The sequence below is a fragment of the Chachezhania sediminis genome (assembly GCF_009765275.1).
Classification (GTDB): domain Bacteria; phylum Pseudomonadota; class Alphaproteobacteria; order Rhodobacterales; family Rhodobacteraceae; genus Chachezhania; species Chachezhania sediminis.
In genome coordinates, this window is sequence record NZ_VOPH01000006.1 from 150,834 (window position 1) to 161,293 (window position 10,460).

At 64.8% G+C, this 10,460-nt stretch carries 9 protein-coding genes; 6 read left to right on the forward strand and 3 right to left on the reverse strand.

Translation table 11 applies throughout. The features are described 5' to 3' along the window. Window positions 1–14 precede the first annotated feature (14 nt). Genes FQK05_RS18205 through FQK05_RS18225 form a run of 5 tightly spaced genes read left to right on the forward strand, consistent with a single transcriptional unit; the run spans window position 15 to window position 5,454 of the window. Window positions 15–1,601, forward strand: a complete 1,587-nt coding sequence (locus FQK05_RS18205; protein ID WP_158969501.1) for an ABC transporter substrate-binding protein — start codon at window positions 15–17, stop codon at window positions 1,599–1,601. Window positions 1,602–1,605: 4 nt separating this feature from the next. After that, window positions 1,606–2,619 (forward strand): ABC transporter permease, encoded by a 1,014-nt coding sequence (locus tag FQK05_RS18210; protein WP_158969503.1) that lies wholly within the window; start codon window positions 1,606–1,608, stop codon window positions 2,617–2,619. Beyond that, window positions 2,619–3,476 (forward strand): ABC transporter permease, encoded by an 858-nt coding sequence (locus tag FQK05_RS18215; RefSeq protein WP_199252704.1) that lies wholly within the window; start codon window positions 2,619–2,621, stop codon window positions 3,474–3,476. Before FQK05_RS18210 ends, FQK05_RS18215 begins: the two co-directional genes overlap by 1 nt. Beyond that, entirely contained in the window at window positions 3,473–4,459 is a 987-nt protein-coding gene (locus FQK05_RS18220) for an ABC transporter ATP-binding protein (protein WP_158969505.1), read from the forward strand. Before FQK05_RS18215 ends, FQK05_RS18220 begins: the two co-directional genes overlap by 4 nt. Further along, the gene (locus FQK05_RS18225) at window positions 4,456–5,454 is read left to right on the forward strand and encodes an ABC transporter ATP-binding protein (RefSeq protein ID WP_158969507.1); all 999 of its coding nucleotides are present in this window, start codon (window positions 4,456–4,458) and stop codon (window positions 5,452–5,454) included. The genes FQK05_RS18220 and FQK05_RS18225 overlap by 4 nt, the downstream gene beginning before the upstream one ends. Before the next feature lie 11 nt (window positions 5,455–5,465). On the opposite strand, the gene FQK05_RS18230 is transcribed toward FQK05_RS18225, so the two are convergent. From FQK05_RS18230 to FQK05_RS18240, 3 genes are read right to left on the reverse strand one after another with little or no spacing between them, the layout of a single operon-like run. Next, on the reverse strand, window positions 5,466–6,398 hold the full coding sequence (locus FQK05_RS18230) for a CobW family GTP-binding protein (protein WP_158969509.1): 933 nt from the start codon (window positions 6,396–6,398) through the stop codon (window positions 5,466–5,468). Then, complete coding sequence (locus FQK05_RS18235) at window positions 6,395–8,044, reverse strand: amidohydrolase (protein WP_158969511.1); 1,650 nt, start codon at window positions 8,042–8,044, stop codon at window positions 6,395–6,397. The genes FQK05_RS18230 and FQK05_RS18235 overlap by 4 nt, the downstream gene beginning before the upstream one ends. A gap of 27 nt (window positions 8,045–8,071) precedes the next feature. Next, window positions 8,072–8,683 carry a helix-turn-helix domain-containing protein gene (locus FQK05_RS18240; RefSeq protein ID WP_158969513.1) on the reverse strand — a complete coding sequence of 204 codons (612 nt, stop codon included), beginning with the start codon at window positions 8,681–8,683 and terminating at the stop codon, window positions 8,072–8,074. A gap of 201 nt (window positions 8,684–8,884) precedes the next feature. Between FQK05_RS18240 and FQK05_RS18245 the strand changes: the two genes are divergently transcribed. Continuing rightward, window positions 8,885–10,405, forward strand: coding sequence for an ABC transporter substrate-binding protein (locus FQK05_RS18245; protein WP_158969515.1), 1,521 nt, complete (start codon window positions 8,885–8,887; stop codon window positions 10,403–10,405). The last annotated feature ends 55 nt before the right edge of the window (window positions 10,406–10,460 follow it).

Sequence of the window (10,460 nt, forward strand, 5' to 3'; positions counted from 1 at the left end):
AGGGAAGACAGAACATGAAACACTTCACACTCAAGAGAGGGCTGGCCGCGGCCTTCCTCGCCTCCTCGGCGCTGATGGCGCCGCCCGCACTGGCGCAGGGTAGCGACACGCTTGTGATCGCCCGGTCGATGGACGTGAACTCCCTCGATCCGGCCCGCGCCTTCTGCGACACATGCCAGTTCTACCTGACGGCCGTCTACGAGACGCTGGTGACGCTGGGCGCCGACAACAAGACGCTGGTTCCGAACCTGGCGACCAGCTGGGAAATGAACGACGACCTGACCGAATTCACCTTCCATCTGAAGGACGCGACCTTCGCCGACGGATCCCCGGTGGAGGCCAAGGACGTCGTCTGGTCGATGGAGCGTCTGAAGAACCTGAAGGGCTCGCCCTCGTTCCTGGTGGACGACCTCGTTTCGGCCGAAGAGGTCGACCCCAAGACGGTGAAATTCACGCTGGGCGCGTCGAACTCCGAATTCCTGAACAAGATCTCGGCCGCCTATACCGGCGTGATCAATTCCGACGTGGCCAAGGAACACGGCGCGCTGGATGGTGTGGACGCGGCCGAGAAGGATTCGTCGGAACCGTGGTTTCTTGAGAACTCCGCCGGCTCCGGCCCCTTCATGCTGAAAAGCTACTCGCCCGAGGCCGAGCTGCGGATGGCGCGGAACGATGCCTATTACGGCGACAAGGCGGCCTTTTCCGAAGTCGTCGTGACCCAGATCCAGGACGCCGTCAGCCAGGCGCAGGCTCTGGAAACCGGCCAGGTCGACATCGCCATGCAGATCGACCCGGATACCGCGGCCTCGATCCGGTCGCCCGACGTGAAGACGGAAATCGTGCCGTCCTTCAACTTTGTCTACATGGGCTTCATTCCGGGTGCCAAGGGCATGAAGGACGTGCTGACGCCCGAAGTCCGCCGGGCGCTGGCGCTGGCGATCGACTATGAAGGGATGCTGGACTTCACCGTCGGCGGCAACGGCGCCCAGCAGGCGGCACCGATCCCGAACGGCTTCCCCGGCACAGAAAACCTGGTGCCCCGCACCTATGACCTGGAAAAGGCCAAGGCGATGCTGGCCGACGCCGGCGCCACGGACCTGAAACTGGTGGCGGGCTATCCGAACGACAACGTCTATGGCGTCGACTTCAACATCATGATGCAGAAGGTCCAGCAGGACTTTGCCAAGGCAGGGGTCGAGCTTGAGCTGAAGCCGCTGACCTGGGCCGTCTGGCGGGACGAACTGGGCGCCGGCGAATGGCCGGTAACCGCGGTCTACTATGCGCCGGACTATTACGGGTCCGCACAATACGTGCAGTATTTCGGCATGATCGATGGCTACCCCTGGGCCAAACGCGCCAGCGTGGGCGACTTCCCCCTGGTCGTGAACCCGGCAGAAGGTCCGCTCTACGAACAGGCGCTGCGGTCATCGGGTGCGGATGCCGATGCGGCCTATGCCAAGCTCGGCCAGCAGATGATGGACGACGCGATCATCCTGCCGCTGGTGTCGCCGAACCTGGTCCTGGCCTATCGCGACGATATCGAGGGCGTGCGTTATTCCGCATGCTGCAACCTGCCCCTCGCCGAAATCTCGCGGAAGTAAGACATTGCTCGCATACATTCTCAGACGGTTGATCTCGATCCCCTTCCTTCTCCTGGGTGTGGCGAGCGTCTCTTTCCTGCTGTCACAAATGACCAAGGGCGACCCGCTGGCCGCCCTGGTCCCCGAACGGCAGATGTCGAACCCCGAAATCGTCAATGCCGTGAAGGCGCAGTGGGGACTGGATGAGCCCATGCCCATCCGCTACGTCCGCTATCTGGGCAACCTGCTGCAGGGCGACATGGGCACGTCCTTTTCCACCCGCCGCCCCGTCGCGCTGGACATCGCCGAACGCCTGCCCGCCACGCTGGAACTCGTGATCGCCGCGATGATCATAGGCACCGCGATGGGGCTGGCGCTGGGGCTTCTGTCCGCGCGCTTTCGCGGGACGGTCATCGACAGCCTGGCGCGGATCTTCGCGCTGCTGGGATCTTCGCTGCCCGTCTTCTGGTCCGGCCTGATCCTGCTTTACGTCCTGTCCGTTCGTTTCTCGATCGTGCCCGGCACCGGGCGCCTGCCGCCGCGGGTAGACCCGCCCCCCGATGTCACCGGGTTCTACACCGTCGATGCACTGCTGGCCGGTAATTTCCCGCTCTTCCTTCAGGCCCTGTCCCATCTTGCGCTGCCGGCATTCGTGCTGGGCTGGGCCGTCACGGGCATCATCACAAGGCTGGTCCGGTCGTCGCTGGTCGAAGGGCTGTCGCTGGACTATGCCCGCACCGCCCGCGCGAAGGGCGCGCCCGAACGGGTCGTTCTGGTCCGCCATGCGCTGCCCAACGCGATGATCCCGCTGCTGACCATCCTGGGCTTCACCTTCGCCTACCTCATCACCGGCGCAGTGCTGACCGAGGCGATCTTTTCCTGGCCCGGCATCGGTTCCTATGCCGTGCGGGCCGCGGCATCGCTGGATTACCCGGCCATCGGGGGCGTGACCATCGTGGGCGCCGTTGCCTTCCTGCTCGCAAATCTGGTGACCGATATCGCCTATGCCTGGGCCAACCCGCGGATCAAGGTGCACTGATGGCCGATACAACTGCTTCCCTGCCTGGTCAGACCAGCGGCGCAATGCGTCTTGTCCGCAAGTTGCCGCCCACCGCAATGATCGGCGCGCTGATCCTGCTGTTCTGGATCTTCACCGTGCTGACGATCCAGTTCTGGCCCCTTGCCAACCCGCTCGACATGGTGGGCCGCCGGCTGCAACCGCCATCGGCCGCGCACTGGCTGGGCACCGATGCCCTGGGCCGCGACGTCTTTTCCCGCACCATGCACGGTGCGGTCTGGTCGATCCCCATCGCATTCCTTGTCGTGGCCTGCGCCGTGGCCGTGGGATCCGTGCTGGGCGCCCTGTCGGGCTTCTTCGGCGGCTGGACAGACGGGATCATCATGCGGCTGGTCGACGTGACCGTGGCCTTCCCGCCGATCCTGCTGGCCATGGCCGTTGCCGCCATGCTTGGGCCCGGCCTGACCAATGCCTCCGTCGCCATGGTGATCGTCTGGTGGCCGATCTATGCCCGCCTGATGCGCGCCCAGGTGCTGGAGGTGAAGGAACGCGAACATGTCGAGGCCGCCATCGCCGGTGGCGCCGGACCCTTGCGCGTGCTGCGGGTCCATGTCCTGCCGCTCTGCTGGACGCCGACGCTAATCAACGCGACGATGGATTTCGGGCAGGTCGTCCTTCTGGCCGCTTCCCTGTCCTTCATCGGCCTGGGGGCCAAGCCGCCATCGCCCGAATGGGGCAGCATGATTTCGGAAGGCGCCACCCGCTTCTATTCCTGGTGGATCGCATTCGGGCCCGGCATGGCCATCCTGACCGTGGTTCTTGCCACGTCGTTCCTGGGCGACGGCCTGCGCGACGTCTTCGACCGGAGGTCGTCATGAACACCCTGCTGGAGACCAAAGACCTGCGGATCGAATTCCCCGCCGGAGATGGCAAATGGGCCGAGGCGCTGTGCGGCGTCGACCTGAGCCTCGACCCCGGCGAGGTCCTGGGCATCGTCGGCGAAAGCGGATCGGGCAAGTCAATCGCGATGATGGCGCTGCTGCAACTGCTGCCCAAGGGCGCACGCGTCACCGGCAGCGCCCGTTTCAAGGGGAAGGAGCTGATCGGCATGGCTCCGTCCCGGATCCGGCAACTGCGTGGCAAGTCCATCGGCTGCGTCTTCCAGGACCCGCTGTCGGCCTTCAATTCGGTCCTGCGGATCGGCGACCAGATCGCCGAGGCCATCACCCTGCACGACCGTTCGATTTCGAAACGCGCCGCACTGAAGGAAGCGGAACGGCTGTTCGAACTGGTGGCCATTCCCCAGCCGGCCAAGCGCGTCAGCCAATACCCGCACGAATTCTCGGGCGGGATGCGGCAGCGTGCGATGATCGCCATGGCGCTGGCCAACCGGCCCGAGCTTCTGATCGCGGACGAGCCCACAACCGCGCTGGACGTGACCGTGCAGGCCCAGATCCTGGACCTGCTGCGCGACCTGCGCAAGGACCTGGGGATCGGTCTGGTGCTGATCACCCACGACCTGGGCGTGGTCGCGGGCCTCGCCGACAAGATCGCCGTCATGTATGGCGGCCGGATCGTGGAACGGGGAACGACCGACGACGTCTTCTATCACACGGCGCATCCCTATACCGCCGGCCTGATCGGCGCCGTGCCCTCGCTGGATGGCGACGGGCCGCTGCAGCAGATTGACGGCACGCCGCCATCGATCTTCAACCGTCCCGCGGGCTGTAGCTTCCATCCCCGGTGCTCGTACACGCAGCCCGCCTGCCAGGCCGGGGTGCCGAGCCTTATGAACACCGGACATACCGACTGCGCCTGCCATTTCCCGCTGGTCAAACCCCGGGCCGAGGTGGCGGAATGAAGGATACCATGCCCTACGAAACCGTCCTGAGCGTCCGCAACCTGATCAAGGAATTCCCCATGCGGGGCGGCCTGCTGGGCGGCGAAGTCGGCGCCGTTCAGGCCGTGTCCGACATCTCCTTCGACATCCGCGCGGGCGAAACCTTCGGCCTTGTCGGCGAAAGCGGCTGCGGCAAGTCCACGCTGGGCCGGTCGATCCTGCGGCTGATCGAGCCCACGTCGGGCACCGTGATGCTGGGGGACAAGGACGTGACCGCCGCGGGCAGTGAAGACCTGCGGCAGTTGCGGCGCGAAATGCAGATCGTGTTCCAGGACCCGATGGGCTCGCTTCATCCGAAGATGACCGTCTCGCAGATCCTGGCGGAAGGGCTTAGGCTGGCGAACCTGCCGCGCAGCGAACTGACCGCCCAGATCGCCCGCCTGATCGACATGGTCCGCCTGCCCGCCGACATGGTCGACCGCTATCCGCATGAACTCTCGGGCGGGCAGCGGCAACGGATCGGGATCGCCCGCGCCCTGTCCCTGAACCCCAAGCTGATCGTTCTGGACGAACCCGTTTCGGCGCTCGACGTGTCGATCCAGGCGGGGGTCCTGAACCTGCTGGAGGAGTTACAGTCCGAACTGGGCTGCGCCTACCTCTTCATCGCGCACGACCTGGGCGTGGTCCGGCACATCTCGCACCGGGTGGCGGTCATGTATCTGGGCCGCATCGTGGAACTGGCCCCGGTACAGGACCTCTATGCCAACCCGCAGCACCCCTATACCCAAACCCTGCTGTCGGCCATTCCCCGCGCCGATCCGCGGCTGGAACGGGAACGCAAGCGGATCGTGCCGAAAGGCGACCTGCCGTCACCCATGGATCCGCCGCCGGGCTGCCGGTTCCACACCCGATGCCCAAAGGCCACGCCGCTTTGCGCGATGGAAACCCCGCCCCTGGCTGCGAAGAACAGCGCCGATGCGCTGGTGGCCTGCCACCATCCCGGCCCTGTTGCCTGACCAGGAAGACCTTACGCGCCGGCCCCCAAGGCGGCCGGCGCGGTGCAGGCATCCAGCCGCGCCATCGTCCGGTCCAGCGTGCGATCCCCGCCCGCAGCGATCAGCACCAGGCAGGGCTCCGGGCTTCCGTCTGCGGGACTGACGGTCAGCCGCCGGCCCACCAGCTGGACCAGGGCCCCCTGCCCCGTCGCCGCATCGGTGACAAAGCCCTTCGCCCGATGCACCTTCGGCGGCAGGTCGCGCAGCACCGCCGCCAGGGCCGCGACATCGACCGGACCGTCGGGCCGCCAGGTTCGGGTCGTGAAATGCGCGTGATCGTGGTTGTGAGCCTGCCCGGAAAGCGCGCGCGCGGCTGTCCCCGGCCCGATCATCAGGTCGGTCGGAACGCGGCCCTGCGGGGCCGAAACAATCCGTGCCTCGGGGTCCATGTTGCGCAGCCATTGGACGACACGCTCCAATGCTGTGTCCGACACCAGATCGCCGCGCGTCAGGACGACGATGTCCGCGGCCTTCAACTGGCTGCGGACAAGCGTTCCGACGAACTTGTCCTTGGCCCGCGCCTCGACGGTTTCGGCATCGGCGGCGACAAGCACCGCGTCCAGTTCGAACCCCGGCCAGTGGCCCACGGTCATCGCGATCCGTCCGGGCTGGGCCACGCCGCTGGCTTCCAGGATCAGCCGTTCGGGCGGGTCGGGCCAGGCGGCGACGGCGGTCAGCGTATCGCCCAGGTCGTCGCCGATGGCACAGCAGACACAGCCGTTCGACAGTTCCATCACCCGGTCGGTGCGGCTGCGGACCAGTTCGGCGTCGATGTTGACCGACCCGAAATCGTTGATCAGCACCGCAATCCCGGCCGAGGACGGGTCCGACAGGACATGGTTCAGGATCGTGGTCTTGCCGGCGCCCAGATAGCCCGACAGGACCGTGACCGGGATCCGGGTCATGACCGGATCGGAAAAGGCCGGCCTTCGAAGACCGTGCCCCAGATCGGGATGTCGCGCAAAGCTTCGGGCGCGACCTCGTAGGGGTCCTGTTCCAGCACCGTGAAATCGGCCTTCTTGCCGGCACGGATGGACCCCACCTGATCTTCCATTCCGATGACATAGGCCGCGTCGATGGTGATCGCCCGCATCGCGGCATGGACGGAAATCCGCTCCTCGGGGCACAGCACCGCGCCCGACTCCGCGATCCGGTTCACCGCCACCCAGGCGGAGTTCAGCGGCATCGCCGGCGCCATGGTGAAATCCGAATGCAGCGCAAAGGGGATCCCCGCCCGTTCCAGCGACCCCATGCGCGCCATCTGGCTGGCGCGTTCAAAGCCGATGGATTTCTTCCAGTAGGCTTCGCCCAGTTCGTGCAGGTAGTAGACATTAGCCGAAACGATCGCGCCCAGATCCTTGATCCGCCGCACCTGTTCGGGGTTCGACACGCCGAAATGTTCGATCGTGAAGCGGTGGTTGAAACGGGGCTTTTCGTCCTGCAGCTTCTGCAGGACGTCCAGCGCCAGCTCCAGCCCCATGTCGCCGGTGCAGTGGACGTGTATCTGCTTGCCCCGCAGCCACAGCATCCGAGCATAGGTTTCGAAGGCTTCGGGCGCCATCAGCCATTCGCCGTCATGCCCGTCGATGAAGCCCGGATCGCGCATCTGCATCAGTTCCGCAAAGAACCCGCCATCGGTGAAGAGCTTGACCGCGTTGCCGAAGAAAAGCCGGTCGGTGTTGCGGTCGGCATAGGCCTCGATCCTGTCGGCGTCTTCCTCGGCGTTGGCTCTCAGGTCGCCGCGCTGGACGGCGCGGGGGACCATCTTCATGCGGAAGGGCGTGTCGTCGTGGTCCAGTGCCAGCTTCAGGATCTGCCATTCCATCTGGTCGTTCATCAGCGGATAGGCCAGTTCGCCGATGGTCGTGTGCCCGCCCAGGTGGACCGTCTGCTTCACCAGATCCAGCCCGCGCATGTAGCGCTGGGGCGACAGCAGGACCTTGTTCATCCCCGCCACCGCCACGGCCATGCCGGTTTCGAAGAAACGGCCCGTTTCGACATCGATCTGGGGATGGCGTTCCAGATCCTCGCGCGCCGTGCCCAGCCACCGGATGGCCGCGTCGTTCGCGATGATCTCGTGGAAGGACCGCTGCCAGACGAAGATCGGCTTGGTGGCGGATACCTCGTTCAACCGTTCCCGGTTGATGTCGCCGTGCCAGATCCGGTGGAAGCCCCAGGTGACGACGATTTCGTCCTCCTTGCCATCGCCTTCCACGATCTCCGTCAGGCGTGCCAGATAGGCCTCTTCCGACGTCACGGCCGCGCAGATCCGGTCCGGCAGCTTCCATTCCATCGCGGTGATGAAATGGGTCGTCATCAACGTGGCGCCCAGCGTCGGATGCAGGTGGGGGTCGATGAAGCCCGGCATCAGCACGTGGTCCCTGAACCGGTCGTCCACCACATGCTCGTGGCTGTCCAACCAGGGCTTCAACGTCTCGAAGGTACCGACCTCGACGATACGCCCGTCCCGTACCGCAACGGCGGTGCCTTCGGGCATCGGGTCGTTCATCGTGATGATCTTCCTGGCCGTGAAAACCGTGATGGGTGCCATCGGGCCGCTCCCTTCAAAGATGTGGTCTCAGAACTTCGTCGAACCGAAACACCAGACGATGACGGCATCGGTGGCGCCGGGATTGCGGCAGCGGTGATGGCCCTGTCCGGCCAATTGGAAACTGTCGCCGGCCTCCAGCAGGATGGTCAGACCGTCGACCACCAGCTCCAGCTGGCCCGAGACGACGAAGCCGCCTTCGTCGCCCTTGCGCGCGCGCCCTTCCTCCCCTGTGCCGCCGCCGGGGCCGAAGGTGGTCAGGACCATCTGGATCGAACCGCTGAGGTTCGGCGACAACAGTTCCTCGCGCAGGCCGGCCGAGCTCAGGTTGATCTCGCGCCGGCCGCCCTTGCGGATGACATACCGGCTTTCCGGCGATTTTTCGGCCGAGGGCGCCGAGAAGAACCAGCTGACCGACACGTCCAGCGCATCGGCGATCCGCGACAGCGTTTCGATCGTGATCGGGGAAATCCCGCGTTCCAGCTCGCTCAGGTGGCCGACCGACCGGCCGACCTTACCCGCAAGCTCGGTCAGGGTCTGGCCGCGCGCCTTGCGCAATTCGCGAATCTGCTTGCCCACCGCACTTGCGGCCCGGTCCTGGCCCGGGATGTCGTCGTCCTTCAGGTCCGTGTCTGTCTTCATCGCTTCCCCTGCCATTTCCGCAGAAATTTCGTGCTTGCGAAATTCTTGTTGCTTTTTTTCAGCATTGCCACAATCAATGAAAAATCAAGATCAAATTTTCAGCCGCCCGAACGGCTATACATCGACCATCAGGGGGTCCCAATGTTCGCAAAGCCAGCAATACCATTTAATCGAATTGTGTCTGCGGCCTTTGCCGCGACGATGGCAACGTCCGCCCTGGCGGATGGCGGCACGCTGACGGGGTACACGTCGGGCTATCGCACGTTGAACCCGGCGGTGCAGTCGGGTGCGGCCACCGGTGCCCCGGGCTCGCAGATCTTTGCCGGGCTGGTGCTGGTGGGCAAGGATTACGAGATCCAGCCCTACCTGGCCGACAGCTGGACCGTGGCAGACGACGCGCTGTCCGTGACCTTCAACCTGGTCGACGGCGCCACCTTCCACGATGGCGAGCCGATCACCTCTGAAGACGTGAAGTTCTCGCTGGAGGCGGTGAAGGCCAACCACCCGTTCGGCAAGGCGATGTTCGGCAAGATCACCGAAATCGACACGCCCGACCCCGACACCGTGGTCGTGCATTTCAGCGAACCGGTTCCCGGCTTCCTCTATTCCCTGCAACCGCTGCTGATGCCGATCATCCCGGAACATATCTATGGCGACGGACAGGAACTGAAGACCCACCCGCGCAACATGGAAAACGTCGTGGGATCGGGGCCCTTCAGGGTGGTCGAAAACAACCCGGCCGAACGGTTGGTACTGGAAAAGAACCCGGACTTCTTCATCGAAGGCAAGCCCAAGCTCGACCGCATGGTCTATCCGCTGGTCAAGGATCCGCTGACCCGGATGCTGATGCTGGAAAAGGGCGACGTGGATTATGCAGCCTTTGCCGGCATTCGACCGACCGACTGGCCGCGGCTGGAACGCGCCGACGGGGTCGAGGTGACGACCGACGGCTATGACGCCATCGGTTACGTGCACTATCTGGAACTGAACCTGCGCGAAAAGCCCTTCAGCGATCTGGCGGTCCGCAAGGCGCTGGCCCATGCCATCGACACGGATTTCCTGGCCAAGGTCATCTTCGGCGGCAAGACCGCGGCCGGCACAGGGCCGCTTCACACCGGCAACCCGTTCTATACCGCAGATGTCGAAATCTACGAACCCGATCTGGATCTGGCGGCCAAAATGCTTGACGAGGCCGGGTACCCAGTGGGCGCGGACGGCAAGCGGTTTTCCTTCGTGCTGGACGTGCCCAGCTGGGCGCCCCAGGCTCATGTGCCGATGGCCGAATACATCCAGGCCCAGCTGGCCAAGATCGACATCGCCGTCGAACTGCGACGGGCGCCCGATTTCGGCACCTGGGTGAAACGCATCGCGGCCTGGGACTATGACGCGACCATGAACGGGTCGTTCAACTATCCCGACCCGATCATCGGCGTGCACCGGCATTTCGACTGCGACAACATCCAGAACGTGATCTGGTCCAACACCCAAGGTTACTGCAACCCGGAGATGGACAAACTGCTGGATGCCGCCGCCATCGAAACCGACCCGGCCAAGCGGATGGAGCTTTATGCCCAGATCCAGAAGCTGGAGACCGAAGACCTGGCGCTGATCTACATGCCGCAGGACTTTTCGGTCACCGTCTACCGCGACGACGTGAAGGGCCTGCCCGACACGCCCTTCGGCGCGCTGGCCCCGTTCCTCGACGTGACCGTCGGCGAATAATCCGATCGATTCAGGCATAGGGGCCGGCCCGCCGGCCCCCTCCCCCACTTTCCAA

What these genes read in the sequence shown, in the direction of transcription:
- FQK05_RS18205 (WP_158969501.1), top strand. Translation starts at nt 15, where the DNA reads ATGAAACACTTCACACTCAAGAGAGGGCTGGCCGCGGCCTTCCTCGCC.
- FQK05_RS18215 (WP_199252704.1), top strand. Translation starts at nt 2,619, where the DNA reads ATGGCCGATACAACTGCTTCCCTGCCTGGTCAGACCAGCGGCGCAATG.
- FQK05_RS18220 (WP_158969505.1), top strand. Translation starts at nt 3,473, where the DNA reads ATGAACACCCTGCTGGAGACCAAAGACCTGCGGATCGAATTCCCCGCC.
- FQK05_RS18225 (WP_158969507.1), top strand. Translation starts at nt 4,456, where the DNA reads ATGAAGGATACCATGCCCTACGAAACCGTCCTGAGCGTCCGCAACCTG.
- FQK05_RS18230 (WP_158969509.1), bottom strand. Translation starts at nt 6,398, where the DNA reads ATGACCCGGATCCCGGTCACGGTCCTGTCGGGCTATCTGGGCGCCGGC.
- FQK05_RS18235 (WP_158969511.1), bottom strand. Translation starts at nt 8,044, where the DNA reads ATGGCACCCATCACGGTTTTCACGGCCAGGAAGATCATCACGATGAAC.
- FQK05_RS18240 (WP_158969513.1), bottom strand. Translation starts at nt 8,683, where the DNA reads ATGAAGACAGACACGGACCTGAAGGACGACGACATCCCGGGCCAGGAC.
- FQK05_RS18245 (WP_158969515.1), top strand. Translation starts at nt 8,885, where the DNA reads ATGGCAACGTCCGCCCTGGCGGATGGCGGCACGCTGACGGGGTACACG.